Here is a 26,214-nt window from a genome sequence, read left to right as displayed (position 1 = left end):
CGCCCTGCCCTGCCCGGGTCACTTCCTTACCGCGTGCTCCAGTGCTTCGTAATCTTCCTGCGAAAGCTGCAGCGAGGCACCCTTGACGTTTTCCTCGAGATGACCGGGGCTACCGGTGCCGGGAATCGGCAACATCACCGGCGTGCGTTTCAGCAGCCACGCCAACGCCACCTGGCCATCGGTCGCTCCTAGCTTCTTCGCGATGCCGGACAACACCGAACCGTCCTTCGCGAGATCGCCGGCGGCGAGCGGATACCAGGGGATGAAACCGATGCCGTGCTTGTCCGCGTAATCCACCACCGCCTCGCTCTGGCGATTGCCGAGGTTGTACAGGTTCTGCACCGTCGCGACCTTGAAGAACTTCGAGGCGGCTTCGATTTCCTCGACATTGACCTCGGACAGGCCCACGTGGCGGATGAGGCCTTCGTTCTGCATGTCGCGGATCACGCCGAACTGCTCGTCGCGCGGCACCTTGGCGTCGATGCGATGCAGCTGCCAGAGGTCGATCCGCTCGACACCGAGACGGCGCAAGCTCATCAGCACGCATTGGCGCAGGTACTCCGGACGGCCCAGCGGGGCCCAGATATCCGGGCCGTGCCGGGTGAGACCGCCTTTCGTCGCGACGACCATGCCTTTGTACGGATGCAATACCTCGCGAATCAAGTCTTCGCTGACATAGGGGCCGTAGCTGTCGGCGGTGTCGATGAGGTTCACGCCGAGCGCGGGCAGTTTCGCCAGCGTCTCACGCGCGGCCTTGGGGTCGGCGGGATCACCCCAGATGCCCTTGCCGGTGATACGCATGGCACCGAAACCGAGGCGGTTGACCTCGAGGTCGCCGCCAATCCTGAACGTGCCGCTTGCGGATGCGTTGATGCTTGTCATGCTGGACTCCGTTACTTGGGGGGACGAAGGAAACCAGCATGACATGGGGGACCGTGACGGAAATTGAAAGGAACGTCACAACCTATCGGCAATTTCTTGCAGCAAGGCATCGATGTCGCCGCGCGGCACCGGACGCGCCTGGAGCAACGCCTCCATGCGCTCCACGTCTTCCACCAGGGCCAGCGCACCGAGCACCAGGGCGGCGCCCTTGAGCCTGTGCGTCACGTGCAAGGCCGTCTCCGGATCGGCCTCTTCCATCGCCGCGCGGATGGCGGCGACATCGCGCAGGCTCTCGTCGTGGAAGGTCCGTTCGGCCAGCGTCGTTCCCGGCGCGCCGGCGAGGGCGTCCTTCAGTGCGTCGAGCGACAGCGGCTTGCCCAGCACCGTGTCGATGCCGCTTTCCTCGCAACGCCGGATGTGAGCCTCGCCATCGTTCGCCGAAATGGCGATGAAGCGTGTATTCGACACGCCGGCCGTGGCCTCGCGCGCGCGCAGTTCCGATGCGATGTCGTAGCCCTGCATGTCCGGCAATTCGCAGTCCAGCAATACGCCGGCGAAGTGGCCGGGCACGAAGGCATCGATCGCCGCCTGGCCATGGTCCACCGCATGGGTCTCGTAGCCCAGGAACTTCAACTGCGCCGCGATGATCTGCCGGTTGGCCGGGTGATCCTCGACGAGCAATACGACGCCACTCACCGCGGGGACCGTTTCGCCGGCGGCCGTGTCCGCCCCGTCGGCCACGGGCATCACGGGAACGCGGCTGGTCGGCAACTCGATCCGGACCGCCGTGCCGACACTGACGTCGCTGCTCAGGTCGATGCGTCCACCGAGGTGGCGCACGATTTCCGCGCAGATGCCCAGGCCGAGCCCGCTGCCTCCCATGCGTGCGGAATGCAGGCCATGCGCCTGTGAAAATGGCCGGAAGAGCTGGCGCTGCCTTTCCGGCGGCACACCGATCCCGGTATCGAACACCTCGACGATGAAATGGCGCACGTCGTCCACCGCCTCGCCGGCGGATTGCCACATGGCGATGCCGACGTGCCCGCGCTCGGTGAACTTCACCGCGTTGGACAGCAGGTTTTCCATCAGCTGGCGCAGGCGCGTCTCGTCGAGCAACAACCAGGGCAACGGTCCCATCGGCAGGTCGAGGCGCACCGCCAATCCCTTCTGTTCGATCGCCCCCCGTTGGCCTTCGATCACCTGCCGCGCCACGGCGACGGCATCGCAGGCGGCAAGGTCGGCGGTGAAACCGACGCTTTCCGAGCGGCTGTAGTCCAGCGCACTCTTGAGAAGATTCTGAAGATTCCGGCTGCTCGACTGCGCGATCGCCATCAGGTCGCGTTGCGGTCCCTCCAGCGACGTGCGCGAGAGAAGATCGACCGATGCGGCCACCGCGTTCACCGCGTTGCGCACTTCATGGCTCATGACCGCCAGGAGCATCGTCTTCTGCTTCTCGCCCCTGCGCGAGGCCAGTTGCGCGCGCCGCAGCTGCCACAGGGCGAAGCACAGCACCAGCACGAGCGCAATGCCCAGGCCGATCTCCACGCGGTAGGCGGAAGCCACCTGGGACAACGTGGGAGCGCGCAGGTAGGCGGTTTCCAGCCAGCGCTCGATCACCGCCTGGTTCTCGCCGGCGCTGACGCCGCGCAGGCTGTCGTCGAGGATGCCGAGCAGTTCCGGTGCGTCCTTGCGCACCGCCACGCGGATGGTGACCGGCATTTCGTTGACGTTGCCGGCGATACGCAGGCTCAACGTGTAGTCGCGCCGGACGATGGGGTGATAGGCCACGTCCACGCCGACGGCGGCATCCGCGATACCCGTCTCCACCGCGGCGAGCACCTGGTGGACGTCGGCCAGCGGAAGGCGCGTGATCGAGGGATGTTCCCGGCGTAGCCAGGATTCGTAGACGCCGCCGCCCTTGAAGGCGATCGTGCGACCCTCGAGCGCATGCATGTCGAGGGTCGCCGGCCCCACGGTACGGCTGATGATGACGGTACGGCCGACGTAGAACGGCGCCGAGATCAGCGCCCGGTCGCCCACGTCCGCCATGAGCAGGCGGTCGCTGAGCGAGGGCAACATGTCGATGCGCCCGTCGAGGAAGGCGCGAACCGATTCCTCCCACGAGCGGGTGCGCACCGTCGTGACGCGCAGCCCGGTATGCCGCGCCACCAGTTCCAGGTACTGGCTGACCAGCGGATTGGACTGGCCGTTGCTTATCTCGGACCCCTGTTGCGGATCGATCGCTATCCGCAATTCGGGGTGCGCGGCGATCCAGCGCTTGCGCGCTTCCGCATCCGGCACCTCGCCTGCCACGACGCACGAGACGACGAGCAACGAGAGGATGAACGCGAAGGCGCGCCTCACGTCGGGCCAGCGCCCAGCGCGAGGATGTATTCCCGCAAGAGATACAGCTCGTTGTCGGACGTGACGCGCAGCTTGCGGTACGCGGCGGACTTCTGGGTGCTGATCGTCTTCAGGCTACGGCCCGACCGCGCCGCGATCTGGCCAACGGTCAACCCTTCGAGCAACTGCCGGATCACCTCCCATTCGCGCGGCGAAAGCGCCACCACCCCGGTGGGCTCGTCGATGTCCTGATCGCGCGGCGGCAGGTATTCCCTGCCGGTCATGACCGCGTCGATGGCGCGGATCACTTCGTCGGGGTCCTGGCTCTTGGCGACGAATCCATCGGCACCGGCCTGGCGCAGGCTATGGATCACCAACCCCTGGTCGTGCGCGGATACCACCAGGATCTTCATCCTCGGATAGCCCGCACGCAGCAATTTGATCAGGGCGATGCCGTCGATGTCGTCCAGCGCGAGCGAATAGTCGATCAGGGCGACGTCCACCGGCATGGTGGCGAGCATGGCGCGGAAGCTGCGACTGCTCGCGTGGCTGCCGACGACGACGATCGTGGGAGATTTCTCAAGGTGTGCGATCAATCCTTTCAGGACGAGCGCATGGTCGTCCAGCAAGGCCACGCGCACAGAGCCAAAGTAGGATCGCGCGGACATGAGTGGACCTGGAAGCCATTATGTAGTCGTATGCCCACATCCGTGGGCGATGCCGGACGAACCATATCTCGGCGGGAACGCCTTGTAAACGTCGACGCCTTGCCGATATCGGCCATTCGACCACCTCCGTAAGCCATACAGGCAAGCCCGGCCCGCATTGCTACGCTTTCCGGCGTCATCGAAGGGGTAGGACTCAGGCATGGACACAACAAGCCTCAGAGGGGCCACGGGCCACGCCGACGTGGCCGAACCCGTGGCGAACGGGCGCCCGTGGACGGCGGCGGGCGGCTTCATCCCGCGGCCACTGGACACGGTACGTATCGGCATCGTCGGCCTCGGCTACGTCGGCCTGCCGCTCGCGGTGGAGTTCGGCAAGCGCTACGCGACCCTGGGCTTCGACATCCGCCGAGAACGCGTCGAGGAACTCCGTGGGGGCCATGACGCCACCCTGGAAGTCGACGCCGATGAGCTCGGCACGGCGGATCGCCTCCGCTTCTCCTCCGATGTCGAGGACCTGGCCGGGTGCGATGTCTATATCGTCACGGTGCCCACGCCCATCGACGACGCCCGCCGCCCTGACCTGACGCCCCTGGTCCGCGCGAGTGAAACCCTGGGCAAGGTTCTCAAACGCGGCGACGTCGTCGTCTACGAGTCCACCGTCTATCCCGGCTGTACCGAAGAAGTCTGCGTACCGATCCTGGAACGCATCTCCGGGCTGGTCTTCAACGAGGACTTCTTCGCGGGATACAGCCCAGAGCGCATCAACCCGGGTGACAAGGCGCATCGGGTGACGGGGATTCTCAAGGTCACGTCGGGCTCGACGCCCGCCGTCGCCGACTTCGTCGACGCCATTTATCGCTCGATCATCACGGCGGGAACGCATCGCGCCAGTTCCATGAAGGTGGCCGAAGCGGCCAAGGTGATCGAGAACACGCAACGCGATCTCAACATCGCCCTGGTCAACGACCTGGCAATCCTGTTCAACAAGCTCGGCATCGACACCCTGGAAGTGCTCGAGGCCGCGGGAACGAAGTGGAACTTCCTGCCGTTCCGGCCCGGCCTGGTCGGCGGCCATTGCATCAGCGTCGACCCGTACTACCTCACTCACAAGGCCCAGCAAGTGGGTCACCATCCGGATGTGATCCTCGCGGGCCGCCGCACGAACGACGGCATGGGCTCGTACATCGCGGGCGAACTGGTGCGGCTGATGGTGCGCAAGGGGATCAACCCGGTGGCCGCCCGCGTGCTGGTGCTGGGCCTGGCCTTCAAGGAAAACTGTCCGGACCTGCGCAATACGCGGGTGGTCGACATCCTCCACGCCCTGGAAGGCTATGGCGTCGCGGCCGACGTCCACGATCCCTGGGTCCGCGCCAGCGAGGCGATGCACGAATACGGTATCGAGCCGATCCCGCAACCCGCCCATGGAAACTACGACGCCGTGGTGGTCGCCGTCGGCCATCGCGAGTTCGTCGCCCTGGGCGCGGACGGCATTCGTGCATTCGGAAAGCCGTTGTCCGTGGTCTACGACGTGAAATACGTGCTGCCCCGCGACGCGGTGGACGGCAGGCTCTGACGATGCGAGCGCCCGTATGAAAGTACTCGTCACGGGCACCGCCGGTTTCATCGGATACCACGTCGCGACGCGCCTGTTGGAACGCGGCGACGAAGTGATCGGGCTGGACAACCTGTCCGACTATTACGACGTGACCCTGAAGAAAGCGCGGCTGGCCCACTTCGAGGGCCGGCCCGGTTATACCCACGTGCACGCCGACCTCGCCGATCGCGACGCGATCGAGGCCGCCTTCGCCACGCACGAGCCCCGCCGGGTGATCAACCTGGCGGCACAGGCGGGCGTGCGCTATGCCGCGACGAACCCGCACGTCTACGTGTCGAGCAACGTAACCGGTTTCCTCCACGTGCTGGAAGGATGCCGCAGGCACGAGGTGGAACACCTCGTCTTCGCCTCGACCAGTTCGGTGTATGGCGCGAACACGCGCATGCCATTTTCCGAGCACCAGCCCACCGAGCATCCGTTGACGCTGTATGCGGCCAGCAAGAAGGCGAACGAACAGATGGCGCACAGCTATGCGCACCTCTACGGTCTTCCCTGCACCGGCCTTCGCTTCTTCACGGTCTATGGGCCATGGGGCCGGCCCGACATGGCGTTGTTCCTGTTCACCCGCGCCATCCTCGCCGGCGAGCCTGTACGGGTCTTCAACCACGGCAGGCACAAGCGCAGCTTCACCTATGTCGACGACATCGTCGAGGGCGTGCTGCGCACGCTGGACAGGGTACCCGCCGCCGACGCGAACTGGTCCGGCGAACGGCCCGATCCCGGCACGAGCGGCGTCGCGCCCTATCGCATCTTCAACATCGGCAACGAGAAGCCGGTGGAGCTGCTGCGCTATATCGAAGTGCTGGAAAAATGCCTGGGACGCACGGCGCGGCTGGAGATGCTGCCACTGCAACCCGGCGATGTCCCCGACACCGAAGCGAACGTTTCCGCGCTCGTCCAGATCACCGGCTATGCGCCGAAGATCGACGTGGCCGAGGGCGTGGCGCGCTTCGTCGCCTGGTATCGAGAATTTTACGGTGCGTAGGATGCGCGCGATAAGAACCGGAGGCGCATCTTGATCATCGACTACCTCGATGGGTCGGCACCCGCCGACCTCCAGGCCGACTTGTGCATCGTCGGTGCCGGGCCCGCCGGCATCGCCATCGCGCGTGCCTTCGCCGGAAGCTCCACCACGGTCTGCCTCATCGAAGGGGGTGGCCTGGCCGGCGAGGATCGCAGCCAGTCCTTGTACGAAGGCGGCTCCACCGGCGACCTCCCCTTCGACGCCGGTACGTCGCGCATGCGCGTGTTCGGCGGCAGTTGCACGTTATGGGGCGGTGGTTGCATTCCCTTCGCCGACAGCGACTTCGAGCCGCGTGACTGGGTACCCGACAGTGGCTGGCCCCTGCGTTTCGCCGACCTCGCCCCCTGGTACGAGCGCGCCCGCGAATTCTGTCGTATCGACGCGTCGCATGGCTTCGGGCCCGGTGCGTTCGACGGCCCGCCGCCACGCCGCCCGCTCGACCTCGACGCCGGGGAACTGGTGAACTTCATCTTCGCCAGGAGCCCCATCACGTTCGGCGAAGCCTACCGCGAAGAACTGCACCAGGCACCGAACATCACCGTGCTGCTGCATGCGAACGTCATGGAACTGGAATCCAGCGCCGATGCGAGCGTGGTCACCGGCGCCCGCATCGGCACGCTCGACGGCCGCCGTGGCCGCGTGCGCGCGCGGCACTACGTGCTGGCGGCGGGCGGTATCGAGAACGCGCGCATCCTCCTGCTCTCCGACAGCGTCGCTTCCAGCGGACTCGGCAACGACCGCGACCTGGTCGGCCGCTATTTCATGGACCATCCCCGGGGCACGGTCGGCACGATCCGCGCGGACGAGCCCGATCGCGTCACCCGTCCGTACGAGCGCACGATCGGCAAGGTACGGGCGCCGCTCGCACCGGAAATCGGCCTTTCCATGGAAGCGCAGCGACGCCATCGCAGCCTCAATGCGCGCGTGCATCCCTTCCCCGTGGAAGGCGAGGTGCCCCGAGGCATCAGTGCCCTGCGCGGCCTGCGCGCCGCCTTGCGCCCTCCCGTGCGGACGGAAGCGACCCTGCTCGAGGCACGGCTCTGCGCCGCCCTGCAGAACGGGCCAGGCGGCGACGTGGCCACCATCCACCAGGGCCTCGCCATCAATGCGATCCGGCTCGGCCTGAACATCGGCGACGTGATCCGCGCGGTGGCGCAGAAGGTCGCGGACCGGCCGGTGGTCCGCAGCGATCGCGTGGAGCTGGTCGGTTTCTTCGAACAAGCGCCCCACCGCGACAGCCGGGTCACGCTCGGTACGGATGTCGACGGGCTGGGCCTGCGACGCGTGCGGGTGGACTGGCGCCTCAGCGAACTCGACCGTCACACCTGGCGCACCATGACCCACATCGCCGGCGACGGCCTTGCCAGGGCCTGCAACGGACGCTTCGAACCCGCGCCATGGACGTACGGCGAAGGTCCGCCCGCACTTCGAGGCACCGCGCATCATATCGGCACCACGCGCATGGCCGAGGACCCGGCACAGGGCGTGGTCGATCCACAGGGCAAGGTGCACGGCGTGGACAACCTGCACGTCGCCGGCAGTTCGGTCTTCCCGACCGGTGGCTGGGCGTTCCCCACCTTCACCATCGTCGCCCTCAGCCTGCGGCTTGCCGAGCAGTTGCGCGTGCTGTTGTAACAGCGGCGATACACATCGCGTTACACGCATGTATCGGGCGGCCATTCGGCCTAGCCGTGCGCCAGCCGGAAGTGCAATCGACACGCGCATGGCCACTCCATAGCCTTGGGGTACCGGCACGCAGTCCATGCGTGCATCGAGGGGAACAACCGATGATCCGCCTGTTCAGACAGCCGATCGTGCGCTGGCTCACCTTGCTGGGCACCTGCGAACTCCTGTTGCTCGCGGCCTCGCTCAACGTGGCCGTATGGATTCGCTTCGCGACCTCGCCGGAGGATCTCGCGGCGTCCACGCATTCGCTGACGGCACGCGCGGCGATGTTCGCCGCGGTCATCTTCCTGTGCATGGCCGCGCTCGGTGAATATCGCGCCACGCTGCGGATGAGCTGGCGCGGCCAACTCGCACGGCATGCCATCGCCTTCATCCTCGGCGGCCTGGTGCTGGTCGTCGGTTACTACGTGATCCCGCAGGCCTACGTCGGTCGCGGCGTACTCGGCATGGCCCTGGTCATCGGCTTCGTATCGACGGCGGGCTTCCGCGCGGTGTTCATGCGCCTGGTCGAGATGGAATCGCTCAAGCGACGCGTGCTCGTCCTGGGCGCCGGCCAACGTGCCGCGCAGATCCACAACCGCATGCGGCGTCGTTCGGACCGTCGCGGCTTCTGCCTGTTGGGCTATGTGCGCGGGACCAACGAAGCTGTCGCGATTCCCGAATCGCTCTTGATCGAACCGGCGGGCTCGCTCGCCGCACTGGCGCGGCGCGAGAAGCTGCACGAGATCGTGGTGGGAGTGGACGACCGCCGTGGCAGCCTGCCCATGGACGACCTGCTGGCCTGTCGTCAGCTGGGCGTGCAGATCACCGACCTGACCACCTTCGTCGAACGCGAGGCGGGACGCGTGCAGCTGACCATGCTCGATCCCTCCTGGCTGGTGTTTTCCGGCGGTTTCAACGCCACGCCACTGGCCTTGTTCGCCAAGCGCGGCTTCGACCTGGCGGCGTCCCTGCTGATCGCCCTACTCTGCTGGCCGGTCATGCTCGGCGTCGCCCTGGCGATTCGCATCGAATCCGGCCGTGGGCAGCCCATCCTCTACCGCCAGGAGCGCGTCGGCGAGCACGGCCGCACCTTCTGGCTGTACAAGTTCCGCAGCATGCGCACGGATGCGGAAATGGACGGTGTCGCGCGCTGGGCGTCCAGCAACGACGACCGCGTGACGCGGGTGGGACGCATCTGCCGAAAGCTTCGTTTCGACGAGTTGCCGCAACTGTGGAACGTGATCCGCGGCGACATGAGCATCGTCGGGCCACGCCCGGAGCGGCCGCAGTTCGTTTCCGACCTGCAGAACAAGATCCGTTACTACAGCCTCCGCCACAGCATCAAGCCGGGCCTGGCGGGTTGGGCGCAACTGAGCTATCCGTACGGTGCGTCGGAAGAGGATGCCGCGGAGAAACTCAAGTACGACCTGTTCTACGTGAAGAACCACAACCTCTTCCTCGACGTGGTGATCCTCATCGAGACGGTGGAGGTCGTGCTGTTCGGGCGTGGCGCTCGGTAATGCCGGGCGCTGCGGACGCGACGGGTCACCTACGACCGCGGGCGTGGCGACTCCGTGCGAAGGCGGCGCAACGGCGAGCTGTACCAGTCGACGACCACCCCCTGCTCGAAACGTATCCAGGAAGGGCCGTATTCCCAGCGGCCATCGGCACGCCGCGTGGGCTCGCCTTCGATGCCGATCACTTCGTCCGGCAGCATGCCGAGGCTGAGCGCCTGCAACGCGGACGGTGCGCTCGCCACCCCGGATACCCTCGCTTCCTCCGTGTCTTCCCCATCCATTTCCTGGCTTGCCTGGCTGGAAGGCCATGTCGACCAGGCCACCGCGCCGATGGCCATCACGGCGAAGGCGAGCCACCAGCGAGTCGCCAGCGCCCGCTGCGTTGCGCGTGGCGGCGCGCTCGCCCGCGGTGCGGCTTCGGGCAAGGGGACCGCCGTTTTTTCAAGCTCGGCCGGCACCGCATCGACGGCACGCATCGCCTGCAACGCACCGGGCAGGCGTCCATGCCTGCGATGGAAGTCCATCGCGGCACCGTACTGCGCCGTCAATCGTTGCAGCCGCGCCGCCGCCAGCTGGTCGGCGCGCGAGCCGCGGCGCCGGTCGGGGTGCCACATCGCCACATGGCGGCGGTACGCCTGCTTGAAGTCCTCCAGCGAGCAGCCGGGAGCCAGGCGCAACTTCGCGTAGAGGTCGAGGAAGTCGGTTTCGTCCGTCACGGTGGAGCCCCCTTGCGCGGCGCGCGTGACGTATCGTCAGGCAGGCGGTCCGCACGCCGAGCGTCGCTCACGGCCATCGCGCTGACAAGTACAACTTTTGGAGAAGCGACATGCGCCGTCTTCGTGCCGCCCTGGCGTCCGTGGTCCTGCTCTCGATAGCACCGCAGGTGGCGGCGGGCGATCCACCGCCCCCTTCCCTGGGTGCGCACGTTTTCCTCGGCCAGGGTGAAGGCCTGGGTGACAGCCCCGCCGTGACCCCCGCGATGGAGACCCGGTCCACGGGCAGCGTGTTCGTCGTGTTCAACGCAGGATACGCAAGCAACGACGCGGTGCCGCGTGACACCTACGGCAACCGCTGGGACAGGTTGGGCCATGCGATGACCTATGCGAACTACGGCGATCGCTTCGACGTGAAAGCCTATGTCGCGCTGGACGGCAAAGGCGGTGCCAACCACTCCGCATCCATCGTCAAGCGAGGGGAACCGCGCGGCGAGCTATCCCTGCCCTTCGTCGAGGTACGCAACGCCAGCCGCGTGCAGGCGCTCGCGCAGTCGTACGCCGAACCATCGCTGGTGGTCGCCAGCGGCGAGATCCATGTCGACGGTCCCGCCACGCTGCTCGCCTTCTGGTGGGGCGACGGCGGCGTCAAGCGCATGAGTGTCGTCCCGGGCGATGGTTTCCAGCTGATCGACGCCTTCGTCGAACTGCCCGACGAGAGCGGCGTGCAGGGCGCCGTGGCATGGCGACAGGTGAACGCCGCGGGCACCTACCGCGTGCATTGGACGGCCGCTCCCGTGCAGGGCGCGGCGCTCTGGCTCATCGCCATACGCTAGGGAATCGTACGAATCCGGACGAGGCGCCAGCGCGGCCGGTGCGGCAAGGCGCGCCCGCGCGCGGCATGCGTACGATAACGGACATCCCCCGTTTCGAAAGCGTCGTGCCGCTGTCCGGAAACGGACGTCGGCGCCTACAACCATAGGGCTATTTTCCTCGCTGGTACAAGGAGATAGCTTTGATCCCCGACACCACGAGGCCGCGGCGGGACGAGCAGGACGCCACGGACGATGCAGGAAGCACGGATGCGCAAGGATGCGCCAGGAAGCGAGGGAGGAGGACCTCGCCCGCGGCCCCGCGGTGTCGACCGTGTTCAGAAGGTGACGCGAATGCCCACGTTACCTGCCCAGCCACGCATGCCGTGGCCGCCGACGAAGTGCTGGTAGGTGCCTTCGCCATAGACCTGTACATGCTCGCCCAGCTGGCTGGTCGCACCCGCCGCCACGCGATAGGCGTTACCCACGCGGCCGGAGCCGAAACGCTCGGCGATATCCCAGTCTTCGCTGGATACGTCGGCTTTCGGGTCGCCGTTGCTCGTATGCGTGAGATCGAGGCTGGCGTAAGGCATGAACACGGGATTGGCCGTCCTCGCGATGCGGCCACCCAGGCGCGCACTGGTCTGTTTCGCCGTGCCGAGCTTCACCGCCAGGCCATCGCCGTCGACGAAATCGCGGAAGTTCAGTGACTGGTGCTTGAGCTGGAAGCGCGGCTCGACGGTCCATTCGTTGCCGAGCGCGAACGGCATCCCCACCTCCACCGACATGGTCCAGGCGTTCGCCCGTATACGGCCCACGTCCGCGCCGCGCAGGTCCGTACCCACGTCGCCGTGGAAGCGGGTGGAACCGATCACGCCATCCACCCAGAGGCCATTGCCTTGCTGCCAGGTGACCCAGGCGGACACGCCGTTGGCGCGATACTTGGCCGAACTGTTGCCGTCCGCGGCCTTGGGCGTGACGCGGGTCGTGCCGTGGTCGGCGGCCCAGCCCGCCCGCAGTGTTCCGTTGTCGCCATCCAGCGCGACCAATCCGCCGCCCAGCTGCAACGCGTTGACCTGCTGGTCGAAATCGTAGCCGTATCGTTGGAACGACAGGTTCGAGGTGTATCCCAGCGGCACGACGAACAAGAACGTCGTCTTCATCAACTTCGACCAGTCGTGGGATGTCGCGCGCTTCGCGGTGACATCCGCCAATCGCGAGGTCACCGTGTCGTTCAAGGATGCCGGCCTCAACGTGATCGGGAACATCGTGACCATTCCGCCCGGTGCCGAAGAACGGCAGACCGAGGTGAAGTACGACGACCAGGGCCGCGGCCGCATCAGGCATGTGGAGATCCGTTCGCTCGAAGTGATCCGGCTGGATTCGTTCAAGTTCCGCTCGACGAGATAGGTTCATTCCGGTGGGAGCCGACCTTGTCGGCGATCCCGCGGCAGCGGGCCAGGGTGATGCAAGCACCCATCGCCGACAGGGTCGGCTCCCACCAGAAAGAACCGTTCCCTCGGCCATTTGCCCAAGGCGGCTAGCACGCCAGTTGTATATGCCCCCACCGACCCGGGCGATATAAAGATTCCACAGACGCGGAAGGGTCATCCGGCCCGCCACGCGTGACGGGGGATCGCATGAAAGCCGAAGGCACGGCGAGATCGTCGAAGGACGGCAGGGGCAAGCGGGCAAGTGGACGTGAAGCGCAACGCGCCTCGTCCGGCCGCGCCATGGCCACCTCGACCGTTCGGCCTATGCCTTCGCGTTCTCCCAACGGGTACGAGGCCGCATGATGAACCAGACACCTTCCACCGCCGGGCACGACACCGGCACCGTCCACGGCCGCTTCGCCATGATGGCGAAAGCGTACCCGGAGCGGACCGCCGTGGTATCGGATGCGTCCAGCCTCACCTACGCCGAACTGGATGCGTGCAGCGACCGCGTGGCGGCCGGCTTGGTGGCGGCGGGCGTGGAACCCGGCAGCTACGTTGCCTTGCTGATGGAACGTTCGGTCGAGGCGATCATCGCCCTGTTCGGCGTGCTGAAGGCCGGCGCCGCCTATCTGCCCATCGACACGCGCTGGCCCACCGAGCGCGTGGCCTTCGCGCTGCGCGACGCGGACGTCGCGGCCATCGTCGCGGACGAAACGCTGGACTTCGTTTCCGACGAAATCCCGCTCTTCACGGTCGCTTCCCTCGAGACCCAAACCGCCAGTTGGTCCACCCCCTCGTGGGAGCCGACCTTGTCGGCGATCCCGCGCAGCGGGCAAGACTCCGGCAAGCACCCTTCGCCGCTGAAGCGGCTCCCACATGCGGGGCCGGTCCCACATGCGGGGTCGGGCGACGATCTCGCGTATGCCATGTATACCTCCGGGTCCACGGGGACACCGAAGGGCGTCGAGATCCGGCACACGTCGATCCTGCGTCTCGTCCTGCGCTCCGACTACGTCGACTTCGATGCGCCGAAGGTGCTGCATGCGGCACCGCTGGGCTTCGATGCCTCCACTTTCGAGATCTTCGCCCCGCTGCTCAACGGCGGCACGTGCGTGGTCTACGCCGAGCGCGTGCCCACGGGTTGTGGCATCGCGCGCACCGTCGCCCTGCATGGTGCGGAGATCGCCTGGCTCACCGCCGCGCTGTTCAACGCCATCGTGGACGACGACGCTTCCAACCTGGCGGGACTGCGCGTGGTGCTGACGGGTGGCGAGGCGCTGTCGGTGCCCCACGTGCGCAAGGCCTATGCCGCGCTGCCCGCCACCACGCTGATCAATGGCTACGGTCCGACCGAGTGCACCACCTTCGCGACCACCTACCCCATTCCGCGTGAACTGCCCGACGACCTCCGGGCCATCCCCATCGGCAAGCCCATCGGCGAAACCTCGTTGCATGTGCTCGACGATGCGGGCAACGAGGTCGCCGCCGGTGAAACCGGCGAACTCTACATCGGTGGCAGCGGCGTGGCCCGCGGCTATCTCAACCGGCCCGAACTCACGGCGGAGCGCTTCGCCGCGGGTGGCACGCTTTACCGTACCGGCGACCTCGTGCACTGGCTGCCTGACGGCAACCTCGCCTTCGTCGGGCGTGCCGACGGGCAGGTGAAGATCCGCGGCTATCGCATCGAGACCGGCGAGATCGACATCGCGTTGCGCGCGCTTCCTGGCGTCACCGCCGCCACCGTCGTCGCACGCGAGGATGTTCCGGGCGAGAAGCGCCTGGTCGCCTATTACGTCGGCGACGACGGCGTGAGCGCGCGCGACCTGCGTGACGCGTTGGCCCGCACGCTTCCCGAATACATGCTGCCCGTCGCCTGGATGCGCCTCGACGCGCTGCCGGTCAACGACAACGGCAAGCTGGATCGACGCGCCCTTCCCATCCCGGGTGGAGATCGTCCCGAACTGGCGGCGCCCTTCGTCGCGCCGCGTGGCGATATCGAAACCCGGCTCTGCGCCATCTTCGCCCAGACCCTCGGCCTGGACGCAGTCGGCCGCGACGACAACTTTTTCGACCTCGGCGGCAGCTCCCTTCTCGCGACGCGTGCCATGACTCGCGTGCATGAAGAACTGTCGCCGACCCCAACCCTGGTCGGCTTCTTCGCCGAACCGACCCCGGCCGCCGTGGCGGCCACGATCGAGGGGCGCGCCACCCGGCAAGCGTTGGCAGGACGCCTCGCGGGTGGTGCGCCGGCGGTGGGGGAAGCGGTGGCGATCATCGCCATGGCGGGACGTTTTCCCGGTGCGCCGGACGTCGAGACATTCTGGGACAACCTCTGCGCCGGCCGTGAATCGATCCGTTTCTTCGCGCCGGGCGAACTCGATCCCGCCGTGAGCACGGCGGACCGCGACGATCCGGCCTATGTCGCCGCGCGCGGCGTTGTCGACGGCGTGGAGCAGTTCGACGCTGGCTTCTTCGGCATGTCCCCACGCGAGGCCGAACTGACCGATCCCCAGCAGCGCCTGTTCCTGGAGCTCTGCTGGGAATGCCTGGAGCGCGGCGGATATGTGCCCGACGCGCAGCAGGTGCCCGTGGGCGTGTTCGGCGGCATGCACAACGCGACGTACTACCAGCGGCATATCAGTGGTCGGCCCGACCTGATCGACAAGCTCGGCGCCTTCCAGGTGATGCTCGGCAACGAGAAGGATTACCTCGCCACGCGCGTGGCGCACAAGCTCAACCTGACCGGACCGGCGATCAGCCTGAACACCGCCTGCTCCACCTCGCTGGTCGCCATCGCGCAGGCCTTCGACGCCTTGCGCGCGGGACGTTGCGGCATGGCGCTCGCGGGTGGTTCGTCGATCGCGTGTCCGCCGAACAGTGGCTACGTCGCGCAGGAAGGCTCGATGCTCTCGCCCGACGGGCATACGCGTGCGTTCGATGCCGATGCGCAGGGCACGGTGTTCAGCGACGGTGCCGCCGTCGTCCTGCTCAAGCGCCTGTCCGACGCCTTGCGCGACGGCGATCCCGTTTATGCCGTGATCCGTGGCGCGGCCGTCAACAACGACGGCGGGGTGAAGGCGAGCTTCACCGCGCCGAACGCCTCCGGACAGGCCGCCGTGATCACGATGGCCCTCGACGATGCCGGCGTCTCGCCGCGCGACATTTCCTATGTCGAGGCGCACGGCACGGCCACGCCGCTGGGCGACCCGATCGAGCTCGAAGGACTGACCCAGGCGTTCCGCCAGGGCACCACGGACAAGGGCTTCTGCGCACTGGGGTCGTTGAAGAGCAACGTCGGCCACATGGTGATGGCGGCCGGCGCGGCGAGCGTCATCAAGACCTCGCTCGCCCTGCACGAACGCCGCCTGCCGCCGTCCCTGCATTACAAGGCCGCCAATCCGCGCCTCAACCTGGCCGACTCTCCTTTCGTGGTGAACGACACGCTGCGTCCGTGGCAGACCGCCGGTGGCCCCTTGCGCGCAGGCGTGAGTTCGTTCGGCGTCGGTGGCACGAATGCCCACCTGGTTCTCGAGGAAGCGCCGGAACGCGCTCCGTCCGACGCGGCCAGCGGCGCGCAATTGCTGCTGCTGTCCGCGCGCACGCCGACGGCGCTCGGCCAGGCCGCCGCCCGTCTCGCCGACCATCTCGCGGCACATCCCGACGGCAATCTCGCCGACGCGGCCTGGACCCTCGCCTGCGGCCGCAAGGCCTTCGTGCAGCGCACCCATGTCGTCGCCCTCTCCACCAACGACGCGGTGGCGAAGCTGCGCGACGTCGCGGCCGCGGCGATGTGCCGTGCCTGCGCGAATCCATCGCCGGGCATGGTCTTCCTCTTCCCCGGCCAGGGCTCGCAATACGCCGGCATGGGTCGCGAACTGCATGCCACCGAGCCGGTGTTCCGCGCCGCGCTCGACGAAGTGGCGGGCGCGCTGCGCGAGGAACTCGGCTTCGACCTGCGTGACCGGATGTTCGCCGGCGACGCCGACGCGCTCAAGGCGACCGCACTGACCCAGCCGGCGACCTTCGCACTGGAATACGCGCTGGCCCGCCTTTGGATGAGTCTCGGCGTGGAACCCGTCGCGATGATCGGCCATAGCGTCGGCGAGTTCGCCGCCGCCGCGCTGGCCGGTGTCATGCCGCTGGCTGACGCGGCCCGGCTCGTCGCACGCCGCGGCCGCATGATGCAGGCGTTGCCCGGCGGTTCCATGCTTTCCGTTCGTCTGGGAGCCGCCGAGCTTCGTGCCCGGCTTCCGGACGCTCTTTCGCTCGCCGCCGAAAACGCGCCGAACGCGAGCGTCGTCTCCGGCGATACCGACGCCATCGAAGCCTTCCGCGCCACGCTCGAAGCCGAAGGCGTCGCGTGCCGCCTGCTGCACACCTCGCATGCCTTCCACTCGGCGATGATGGACCCCGTACTCGACGCGTTCCGTGCCGAGGTCGCCGCCGTGCCGCTGGCCACGCCACGCATGCGCATCGTCTCGACGCTGACCGGCCTGCCCCTGACCGATGCCGAAGCCACCTCGCCCGATTACTGGGCGCGGCACATGCGCCACACGGTGCGCTTCTCGCCCGCGTTGTCGCACGTACTGGAAGACGGCACGCATGCCTTCCTGGAAGTCGGCCCGCGTCCCAGCCTCGCGCTGCTTGCCCGGCAGCACGCGCAAAGCCGCGGCCGCACCATCGTCGCCTCGCTCGGCGACGGCCCCGCCGACGAGCGGACCGCGTGGCTGGGCGCCGCCGGCGCGTTGTGGTCGGCTGGCGCCGCCATCGACACCTCCGCCTTCGACCATCGCGAAAACCGCCGCCGCATGCGGCTGCCCACCTATCCCTTCGAACGCAAGCGGCACTGGATCGACGCGCGCCTTCCCGCGTCCGTCACACCCATCGCAGCGGTGGCGCCCGTCGCGCCGCCCGTCACCGACACTGCCGCCGTACCGGAGCTTCTCCCCATGCCGACGCCTTCCGCACCCGCCACCACCGCTCGTCCGCAACGTCTCGTCGGCGAACTCGCCGCCTTGTTCGAGGATGTCTCGGGCACCGAGCTCGAAGGCGTGGACCCGGCGGCGACCTTCGTCGAACTGGGACTCGATTCGCTGTCGCTGACCCAGGTGGCGCTGCAGTTGCAGAAGACCTACGCCTTGAAGATCACCTTCCGCGAACTGATGGACGGCTGTTCCTCGTTCGAACGGCTCGCGGCGCATATCGATCGCCTGTTGCCGGCTGAAGCCCAGCCGGTGGCGCCCGTGGCCGCGGCTGTCGCCGTGCCGGCCGCGGCGGTGGCGCCGGTGGCAATGGCCTCCGGTGGCGGGTTGGTCCAGGACGTGATCGCGCAGCAGATGCAGATCATGCGGGAACAGCTGGCGTTGCTGGCGGGAGCCACCGCTTCCGCAGGAGCCGAATCGCAGGGAGCCGCGCCTGGTGTGGGAGCCGCTTCAGCGGCGATGGGTGCTCGCGACAACCTTGCGGCCGCTCCCGCGGCCATCGCCGCTGAAGCGGCTCCCACACAGAGCACGGCCCTCGCACAGAGCACTGGTTCCACACAGGGCGCGGCTTCGGCGCAGGGCCAGGGCGCTGCGGCCAACGACGAGGAAGCGGCGCTCGCGCACACCACCTACGACGTGAAGAAAGCCTTCGGCGCGATCGCCCGGATCCATTCCACGAACACCAGCCTCTCCGCGAGGCAGCGTGCCCGCCTCGACGCCTTCATGCGCCGCTACATCGAGCGCAGCAAGGCTTCCAAGGCTTATACGGAAGAACATCGCCCGCACCTCGCCGATCCGCGCGTGGTGAACGGGTTCCGCCCCTTGCTCAAGGAAATCGTCTACCAGATCGTGATCGAGCGTTCCAAGGGCTCCAAGGTCTGGGACCTCGACGGCAACATGTACGTCGACGCGCTGAATGGCTTCGGCATGAACCTGTTCGGCTGGCAGCCCGACTTCGTGCTCGACACGGTGCGCAAGCAACTGGAGGCGGGCTACGAGATCGGCCCGCAGCATCCGTTGGCCGGCGTGGTCGCGAAGCAGGTGTGCGAACTGACCGGCTTCGACCGCGCGGCACTGTGCAACACCGGTTCGGAAGCGGTGATGGGCTGCGTGCGCGTGGCGCGGACCGTCACCGGCCGCGACACCCTGGTGATCTTCACCGGGTCCTACCACGGCATCTTCGACGAGGTGATCGTCCGCGGCACCAGGAAGCTCAAGTCCGTGCCCGCCGCGCCGGGCATCCTGCGCAACACGGCGGAAAACGTGCTGGTGCTGGATTACGGCACGCCCGAGTCACTTGCGATCATCCGCGAGCGCGCATCGTCCATCGCCGCCGTGCTGGTCGAGCCCGTGCAGAGCCGGCGTCCCGATTTCCAGCCGGTGGAATTCCTCCAGGAACTGCGCGCGATCACCGAGGAAGCGGGCTCCTTGCTGATCTTCGATGAAGTGGTCACCGGCTTCCGCTCGCATCCGCGCGGCGCGCAGGCGATGCTCGGCATCGACGCCGACATGGCCTCGTACGGCAAGGTGGTCGGCGGTGGCTTCCCCATCGGCGTCATCGCCGGCAAGCGCCGCTTCATGGACGCGCTCGATGGTGGCCACTGGCAGTTCGGCGACGACTCCACGCCCACCGTCGGCGTCACCTATTTCGCCGGCACCTTCGTTCGCCATCCGCTGGCCCTGGCCGCGGCGCACGCGGTGCTCACGCACCTGAAACAGCAGGGCCCGGATTTGCAGGCCACGCTCAACGCGAAAGTCACGGCCATGGCCGACGAACTGAACGCCTTCTGCGCGAGCGTCGGCGCGCCGGTCAGCATCGTCCACTTCTCGTCGGTGTGGAAGACCATCTTCACCGAGGACCATCCGCTGCAAGACCTGCTCTTCGCGATGATGCGCAGCCGCGGCATCCATATCCTCGACAACTTCCCCTGCTTCTTCACCACGGCGCACGACGAGACGGATTTCGCCGCGATCGCCAGCGCCTTCCGCGAATCGATCCTTGAAATGCAGGAAGCGGAATTCCTGCCGCGCCGCCGCGAGACGGCCACCTTCGATGCCGAGCATCCGCCCGTACCCGGCGCGCGGCTCGGCAAGGACCCCGAAGGACGCCCCGCGTGGTTCGTTCCCAACCCGGATGCGCCGGGCAAGTACCTGAGGGTGACCGCATGACGCACAATGAGCTGGCCGCCGCCACGGCGGTCGACTACGATCCGTTCGCAGGCGCGCCGCTCACGCGGCTCGTCCCGACGACGGCACCGCAGCGCGAGGTGTGGCTGGCATCCCGGCTGGAGCCGGAAGCCTCGCTGGCTTATAACGAAGCGGTTTCGCTCGACCTCAAGGGCTTGCTCGACGTGCCGGCTCTCGAAGGGGCATTGCAGGCGATCGTCGATCGCCACGAAGCCCTGCGCGCGACGTTCAGCGGCGATGGCGAAGGCCTCTTCGTCGCCGGCCATGCCACGTTGCCGATCGCTTTCCATGATCTTTCCCTGCTGGCTCCGTTCGAGAGCGATGCACGGATCGTGGCCGCGTTCTCGCGCATCGTCACCACGCCGTTCGACCTCGAGAACGGCCCCCTGGTCCGCGCGGAACTGTTCCGCCTCGGCGCCGACCGGCACCTGCTGACCATCGCAGCGCATCACATCGTTTGCGATGGCTGGTCGTTCGGCGTGATCGTGAGCGATCTCGCCGCCCTTTACGCGCAGCGGACAGGCCAGGGCCCCGGCCCGGCACCCGCGGGCGCGTTCTCGAACTTCGCGTTGGACGAGGCTGCGCACGCCGGCAGCGAGACGGCCCGGGAGGACGAACAGTACTGGCTCGACCGGTTCGCCGGCCCGGTCCCCGTGCTGGACCTCCCAACGGACCGCTCCCGCCCCCGCCGGCGGACGTTCACCTCACGGCGCGAAGACCGCATGCTGGACCCGACGGAAGTCGCCGCGATCAAGCGCCTGGGCGCGGCCCACGGCGCCAGTTTCTACGCGACCCTGCTCGCCGCGTTCGCCGTCCTGCTCCGCCGGTTGGCGGGGCAGGACGACGTGGTGATCGGCATCCCCACGGCCGGCCAGGCGGCCGAAGGCCAGCAGACGCTGGTCGGCCATTGCGTGAACGTGTTGCCCCTGCGTGCGCGCATCGACGACGAAGCGAGCTTCGCCACCGTGCTGGGCGGCGTGCGCAACGACCTGCTCGACGCCTTCGACCACCAGCGCTACACCCTGGGCAGCCTGCTCGCCCGGCTCTCGCTGTCCCGCGACCCCTCGCGCCTGCCACTGGTGGCGGTGCTGTTCAACCTCGACGCGCAACTGGACGAGACCACGGTGCGTTTCCCGGGCCTTCGCTTCCATGTGGAAGCGGTGCCGCGTGAGTACGAGAACTTCGAGATCTTCATCAACGCGGTGCAGGTGGACGGCGGACTTCGCCTCGAATGCCAGTACAACGCCGACCTCTTCGAAGGTGCCACGGTGCAGGGCTGGCTCGACGCGTACGCGATGCTGCTGCGCCACGCCGCGCTGGACCCGAGCGAAACCGCCATCGCGCTGCCCGTGGTTTCCGACGCCGTCTACCGTGAGCTGGCCGCGCTGCAACCCGCGCCCACCCCGTTCCCGGAACTCCGCCTCGCCCACGAATTCTTCGAACAACAGGTGGACCGCGCGCCCGAGCGCGCCGCCGTCCGTCACGCCGACCGCTCGCTCAGCTATGCCGCGCTGGAATCGCGCGCCAACCGCATCGGCAACGCGTTGCGCGCACGTGGCATCGGCCACGGCGCCCTGGTCGGCCTGTCGCTGGCACGCGGCCTGGACATGGTCGCGGCCGTGCTCGGCGTACTGAAATCCGGCGCCGGCTACGTCCCGCTCGACCCGACCTTCCCCGCCGACCGCCTCGCCTTCATGGCCGAGGACGCGTCGCTCGCCGCGCTGGTGGTGGACGACGATACGCCGCTGGCCTTCGATTTCGATCCCGCGCGCGTGATCGCGCTGAACAGTGCCGACGTGGTCGACGCATCCTTCGAACGGCCCGAGCGCAACCGCCGCGCGGCCACGCCCGACTCCGTCGCCTATGTGATCTTCACCTCCGGTTCCACCGGCCGGCCCAAAGGGGTGCGCGTGCCGCACCGGGCGGCGGCGAACTTCCTCACCAGCATGCAGCGGGTGCCGGGCATCGCCCCGGACGACCGCCTGGTCGCGGTCACCACGCTGTCGTTCGACATCGCCTTCATGGAACTGATGTTGCCGCTGACCAGCGGCGCGGAGATCGTCGTCGCCGGCCGCGACGACGTGCGCGACGGCGGACAGCTGCGCCGGCTGATCGAGGAAAGCGACGCCACCATGATGCAGGCCACGCCGGCCGGCTGGCGCCTCCTCGTGGACGCGGGCTGGCAGGGCCGGCCCGCCTTCCGGGCGGTCTCCGGCGGCGAGCCGCTGCCCGTCGACCTGGCGGAAGCCCTGCTCGACCGTTGTGGCGAAGTGTGGAACGGTTATGGCCCCACCGAGACCACGGTGTATTCGACCTACTGGCGCGTGTCCGATCCGCGCGGCGGCATCTACATCGGCCGTCCGATCGCCAACACCACCGTGCACATCCTCGATGAACGCGGCAACCACTGCCCGCTGGGCGTGCCTGGCGAAATCCACATCGGTGGTGCCGGCGTCACGCTCGGTTACCTCGACCGTCCCGAACTCACGGCCGAGAAGTTCGTCGTCGACCCCTGGTCGGAAGCGCCCGATTCGCGCATGTACAAGACCGGCGATCGTGGCCGCTGGCTCAGCAACGGCTTGCTCGAACACATGGGCCGCCTCGATTTCCAGGTGAAGGTGCGCGGCTACCGCATCGAGCCGGGCGAAATCGAAAGCGTGCTCGCGGATGCGCCGGATGTCGCCCGCGCCGTGGTGATGGCGCGCGAGGATCGTCCCGGGGATGTTCGCCTGGTCGCCTACGTCGTCGGCCGCGACGGCGCCGCCGCGCCCGACGAGGACGACCTGCGTGCACGCCTGCGCGCACGCCTGCCCGACTACATGGTTCCGCAGCATATCCTGGTGCTCGACGCCATTCCGTTGCTGCCCAACGGCAAGACAGACCGCAAGTCCCTGCCACCGCCGATCGCCCATTCCGTCTCCACGTCCGGTGAGCGCATCGCGCCGCGCAACGAGGACGAGCGCCGTGTCGCCGCGGCGATGGAAAGCGTGCTCTGCCTGCCCGATCTCGACATCCGCGACGACTTCTTCGCCCTCGGCGGTCACTCGTTGCTGGCCGCACAGCTCACCGCCCGCCTCAATCGCGAGTTCGGCGTCACCTTGTCGTTCCGCACGCTGTTCGATGCGCCCACGATCGAACGGCTCGCCTCCGCCATCGGCGCGCAGGTGGCCAGTGGCAGCGCGCCGGCCACCCCGCCCGTCGACCATCGCCCCGCCACGGAGCAGGACCACGCCCCGCTGTCGCTGATGCAACGCCGGTTGTGGGCGTTGGAACGGATGCATCCCGGCCGCGTCACCTATAACGCGCCGTCCGCGCACCGCCTGCGTGGCCAGCTCGACGAACACGCCTTCGACATGGCCTTCCAGGCCCTGATCCAGCGGCAGCCGATCATGCGCACCGCCTTCCACGACCGCGGCAACGACATCGCGCAGGTCGTGGTGCCCCAGCTGGAGTATCCCCTCTTCCCCGCGGAAGACCTGAGCCACCTGCCGCCGGAAGAGCGCGAGACCCGCCTGATGCAGCGCCTGCAGGAACTGACCGATACGCCGTTCGATCTCGGCGCCGCGCCGCTGTTCAGCGCGCGCATGTTCCGCCTGGCCGATGACGAGCACGCGCTTTTCTTCATGCCGCACCACATCATCTGGGACGGCTGGTCGTTCGACATCCTCTATAACGAGCTGTCCGCGCTGTATCGCGCCTTCGCCGCCGGACAACCTTCGCCATTGGCGCCTCTGCCCGTGACCTATGGCGATTTCGCCGAATGGCATGCGCAGTGGCTCGAATCGCCCGCGTTCCAGGCCCAGCTCGGCTATTGGCGCGAGCGCCTCGCGCAGATGGGCGACATACGCGCGCTGCCCACCGACCATCCGCGGCGTCCCGGCATGTCAGGTCTCGGCCGGACCGAATGGATACGTGTGTCGCGCGAGGACACCGACGCGATGCACGAGGTGGCCCGCCAGGCGGACGCCACGCTCAACATGACCCTGCTCGCCCTGTACTTCGCGATGCTTTCCAGTTCGGCCGGCCAGCACGACCTCGTCGTCGGCACGCCGGTGCGCGGGCGCAACCAGACCGAGCTGGAATCGGTCATGGGCTACTTCAACAACCTGTTGCCGCTGCACGTGAGCGTGGACCCGGCGCTGTCGTTCCTGGAGTTCGTCCGCCACGTGAAACGCACCACCATCGAGGCCTTCGGCCATCCCGACGTTCCGCTGGAATACCTGCAGCGCGAACTGAAGGTCGGCCACGGCGCGAGCGCCACGCTCTACCAGGCGCTGTTCTCGTTCCAGGATGCCCGCCAGCGCGTGGTGGACTGGGGCGGCCTCGCCCATGAACAGATCCTGCTGTTCCAGAGCGGCGCCACGGAAGACCTCGGGCTCTGGTTCCTCGAAGGACATGCGGGCATGGTCGGCGGCGTCACCTATAACGCCGACCTGCTGCAGGCGGATACGGCGCGGCTGATGCGCGAGCGTTACCTCGGCATGATGCGCAAGGTCGCCATCGATCCCGCGATCGCGGTGGGCGCGCTCACCGCGGCCACGGCGGCCGAACGCGAACGCATGCGTGACTGGAATGCGGCCGGTGCCGAAGCTCGCCTGCCCGCGGACCTCTACGCCCTGGTTGCCAGGGGCGCCGCGATCTCGCCCGATGGCGTCGCCATCGCGCAAGGAAACCGCGAGACGACCTATGCGTCGCTGCTGCGTCGTGTCGACCGCATGGCCGTGCTCTTGCGCGAACGCGGCGCGAAAAACGGAAGTGTCGTCGGCCTCTGCGTCGACCCCGGCACCGAGCGTCTCGCCGCCCTCCTGGCCATCGCCAGGACCGGAAGCACCGCCCTGCTGCTCGACCGCGCCGACCCCGCGGCACGGCTGCGCGACATACTCGCCGATGCGCGGATGACCGTCCTGGTCGGCGACGCCGCGCTCGAAACGACATTGGACTGGCCGCGCGCATGCGCCCTCTGGCTGGACGCGGACCATGCGGAACTCGATGCCGCCCTCGTCGGCGACGGCGATTTCGCCACGCGTCCCGATGCCGATGGCGCGGCCATCGCCTTCCACACCCTGGGCCCCGACGGCAAGGCGCGAGGCACGGCGCTTTCGCACCGGGCCGTCGCAGCCGCCGTGGAAGGGCTTGCCGACGCACTCGCCTTCGACGCCGGGCAACGTGTTTCCGGGGATGCCTTGCCCATCGATCCGATGTCGGTCATCGCACCCCTGCTCGCGCTGGGCCATGGCGCCACCTGGCGGATCGTGGACGCCCACGCCCTCGCGCATGGCGACCTTGGCGATCTCGATACCTTCATCGCCAGTCCCGAGACCTGGCACGCGCTCGTCGACACGAACTGGCCGGGCGATCGCCGCCTGCGCGCGGTCGTCGCCGGCGGTACGCCCACGCCGGACATGGCGGTCCGCATCGCCGCCTCCACGGCGGAGCTATGGACCCTGTTCGGCGATGCCGCTTCGGCTCCCGTCGCGACGTGCGGCCGTGTCGAACACATCGCCGATGCCTTGCACGAAGGCCGTCCGGCCACCCATGCGGAAATCTGGATACTCGACGACGACGGCGAGCCCTGCCCGATCGGCGCGACCGGTGAACTCGGTGTCGCCGGGCGTACGCTCGCCATGCCTTTCGGCCAGCGCGCCAACGCGGAACGGCAACCGGGAGAAGGCTGCCTGCTGCGTACCGGCTATCGCGGACGCTGGCTGGCCGACGGCCAGTTGCAGGTGATCGGGCGCGACGACCGGCGCATCCGCCGCCGTGGGCTGGACGTGGAGCCGGCGGCGATCGAAGCCCTGCTCGTCGCCCAGCCAGGCATCGTGCGCGCCATGGCGGTGCCACGGACGGACCATGCCGGCCTCGTCCGCCTCGATGCCTATGCGGTCGGCGCGCCGGGCAACCCGCCGGACGTCGACAACCTGCGCGCCGCGCTGGCCACGTCGCTGCCGGCCTGGTCCATGCCCGCGCACCTCGTCGTGCTCGATGCCCTGCCGCTGCTGGCGACGGGTGAAGTGGACGTCGCGGCCTTGCCGCTTCCCGCGGAACCCCGTGCGGGTGCGTCGGTGGAAAGCACGGAACCGCGCAGCGAAAGCGAGCGGCTGCTGGCGTCGGTATGGACCGAACTGCTCGGCATGTCGCGCATACGCACCAGCGACAACTTCTTCGACGTGGGCGGGCATTCCCTGCTCGCGGTGGACATGGCCGTCCGCGTCCAGAAGCTCACGGGGGTGCAACTCAACCTGCTCGACATCGCCAATGGCACGCTCGGCACGCTGGCCGCGGAACTGGCGGTCGCCATTCCGGCCGCCACGGCGTCCGCCACGAAACGTGGCCTGCTCAGTCGCCTTCTTGGGCGCGGTTGACCTGG

General features: G+C 67.9%; 13 protein-coding genes. 8 read left to right on the top strand and 5 right to left on the bottom strand.

Annotated elements, in window-relative coordinates:
* Positions 1-18: 18 nt before the first annotated feature.
* The 3 genes from AB6730_RS13665 to AB6730_RS13655 all read right to left on the bottom strand — a co-directional run bounded on the left by AB6730_RS13665 (position 19) and on the right by AB6730_RS13655 (position 3,893).
* Positions 19-882, bottom strand: a complete 864-nt coding sequence (locus AB6730_RS13665; RefSeq protein WP_371024147.1) for an aldo/keto reductase — start codon at positions 880-882, stop codon at positions 19-21.
* Positions 883-957: 75 nt separating this feature from the next.
* Positions 958-3,246: an ATP-binding protein gene (locus tag AB6730_RS13660; protein WP_371024146.1), complete on the bottom strand. Its 2,289-nt coding sequence runs from the start codon at positions 3,244-3,246 to the stop codon at positions 958-960.
* Positions 3,243-3,893, bottom strand: coding sequence for a response regulator (locus AB6730_RS13655; protein WP_371024145.1), 651 nt, complete (start codon positions 3,891-3,893; stop codon positions 3,243-3,245). The genes AB6730_RS13660 and AB6730_RS13655 overlap by 4 nt, the downstream gene beginning before the upstream one ends.
* Before the next feature lie 304 nt (positions 3,894-4,197).
* On the opposite strand from AB6730_RS13655, the gene tviB reads away from it, so the two are divergent.
* The 4 genes from tviB to AB6730_RS13635 all read left to right on the top strand — a co-directional run bounded on the left by tviB (position 4,198) and on the right by AB6730_RS13635 (position 9,720).
* Positions 4,198-5,466 carry a Vi polysaccharide biosynthesis UDP-N-acetylglucosamine C-6 dehydrogenase TviB gene (tviB, locus tag AB6730_RS13650; protein WP_371024172.1) on the top strand — a complete coding sequence of 423 codons (1,269 nt, stop codon included), beginning with the start codon at positions 4,198-4,200 and terminating at the stop codon, positions 5,464-5,466.
* A 16-nt stretch (positions 5,467-5,482) separates the two neighbouring features.
* Positions 5,483-6,493, top strand: coding sequence for an NAD-dependent epimerase (locus tag AB6730_RS13645; RefSeq protein WP_371024144.1), 1,011 nt, complete (start codon positions 5,483-5,485; stop codon positions 6,491-6,493).
* Between the two features lie 30 nt (positions 6,494-6,523).
* Positions 6,524-8,167, top strand: a complete 1,644-nt coding sequence (locus AB6730_RS13640; protein WP_371024143.1) for a GMC oxidoreductase — start codon at positions 6,524-6,526, stop codon at positions 8,165-8,167.
* Positions 8,168-8,319: 152 nt separating this feature from the next.
* Positions 8,320-9,720 carry a TIGR03013 family XrtA/PEP-CTERM system glycosyltransferase gene (locus AB6730_RS13635; protein ID WP_371024142.1) on the top strand — a complete coding sequence of 467 codons (1,401 nt, stop codon included), beginning with the start codon at positions 8,320-8,322 and terminating at the stop codon, positions 9,718-9,720.
* 29 nt (positions 9,721-9,749) lie between these two features.
* Here the strand turns inward: AB6730_RS13635 and AB6730_RS13630 are convergent, their stop codons facing one another.
* A complete protein-coding gene (locus AB6730_RS13630) occupies positions 9,750-10,433 on the bottom strand; it encodes a J domain-containing protein (protein ID WP_371024141.1) in 684 nt (227 codons plus the stop codon).
* Positions 10,434-10,543: 110 nt separating this feature from the next.
* Between AB6730_RS13630 and AB6730_RS13625 the strand changes: the two genes are divergently transcribed.
* The gene (locus tag AB6730_RS13625; protein WP_371024140.1) at positions 10,544-11,266 is read left to right on the top strand and encodes a hypothetical protein; all 723 of its coding nucleotides are present in this window, start codon (positions 10,544-10,546) and stop codon (positions 11,264-11,266) included.
* Positions 11,267-11,580: 314 nt separating this feature from the next.
* Here the strand turns inward: AB6730_RS13625 and AB6730_RS13620 are convergent, their stop codons facing one another.
* The gene (locus tag AB6730_RS13620) at positions 11,581-12,405 is read right to left on the bottom strand and encodes an autotransporter outer membrane beta-barrel domain-containing protein (RefSeq protein ID WP_371024139.1); all 825 of its coding nucleotides are present in this window, start codon (positions 12,403-12,405) and stop codon (positions 11,581-11,583) included.
* Here AB6730_RS13620 and AB6730_RS13615 point away from each other — a divergent pair.
* From AB6730_RS13615 to AB6730_RS13605, 3 genes are all read left to right on the top strand, one after another.
* Positions 12,365-12,652, top strand: coding sequence for a hypothetical protein (locus AB6730_RS13615; RefSeq protein WP_371024138.1), 288 nt, complete (start codon positions 12,365-12,367; stop codon positions 12,650-12,652). The genes AB6730_RS13620 and AB6730_RS13615 overlap by 41 nt on opposite strands.
* A 382-nt stretch (positions 12,653-13,034) precedes the next feature.
* Positions 13,035-19,829: an amino acid adenylation domain-containing protein gene (locus AB6730_RS13610; RefSeq protein ID WP_371024137.1), complete on the top strand. Its 6,795-nt coding sequence runs from the start codon at positions 13,035-13,037 to the stop codon at positions 19,827-19,829.
* Positions 19,826-26,209, top strand: coding sequence for an amino acid adenylation domain-containing protein (locus AB6730_RS13605; RefSeq protein ID WP_371024136.1), 6,384 nt, complete (start codon positions 19,826-19,828; stop codon positions 26,207-26,209). The genes AB6730_RS13610 and AB6730_RS13605 overlap by 4 nt, the downstream gene beginning before the upstream one ends.
* Positions 26,210-26,214: the final 5 nt, after the last annotated feature.

Source organism: Luteibacter sp. RCC_6_2, assembly GCF_041360655.1.
In the GTDB taxonomy this organism is placed as follows: domain Bacteria; phylum Pseudomonadota; class Gammaproteobacteria; order Xanthomonadales; family Rhodanobacteraceae; genus Luteibacter.
The sequence above is the reverse complement of the archived record's forward strand: the minus strand, read 5'-3'. Positions and strand labels throughout refer to the sequence as shown.

Excerpts from the sequence above, each read along its gene's own strand:
- AB6730_RS13605 (WP_371024136.1), top strand. The coding sequence starts at position 19,826 with ATGACGCACAATGAGCTGGCCGCCGCCACGGCGGTCGACTACGATCCG.
- AB6730_RS13655 (WP_371024145.1), bottom strand. The coding sequence starts at position 3,893 with ATGTCCGCGCGATCCTACTTTGGCTCTGTGCGCGTGGCCTTGCTGGAC.
- AB6730_RS13620 (WP_371024139.1), bottom strand. The coding sequence starts at position 12,405 with ATGAAGACGACGTTCTTGTTCGTCGTGCCGCTGGGATACACCTCGAAC.
- AB6730_RS13610 (WP_371024137.1), top strand. The coding sequence starts at position 13,035 with ATGATGAACCAGACACCTTCCACCGCCGGGCACGACACCGGCACCGTC.
- AB6730_RS13625 (WP_371024140.1), top strand. The coding sequence starts at position 10,544 with ATGCGCCGTCTTCGTGCCGCCCTGGCGTCCGTGGTCCTGCTCTCGATA.
- AB6730_RS13665 (WP_371024147.1), bottom strand. The coding sequence starts at position 882 with ATGACAAGCATCAACGCATCCGCAAGCGGCACGTTCAGGATTGGCGGC.
- AB6730_RS13635 (WP_371024142.1), top strand. The coding sequence starts at position 8,320 with ATGATCCGCCTGTTCAGACAGCCGATCGTGCGCTGGCTCACCTTGCTG.
- AB6730_RS13645 (WP_371024144.1), top strand. The coding sequence starts at position 5,483 with ATGAAAGTACTCGTCACGGGCACCGCCGGTTTCATCGGATACCACGTC.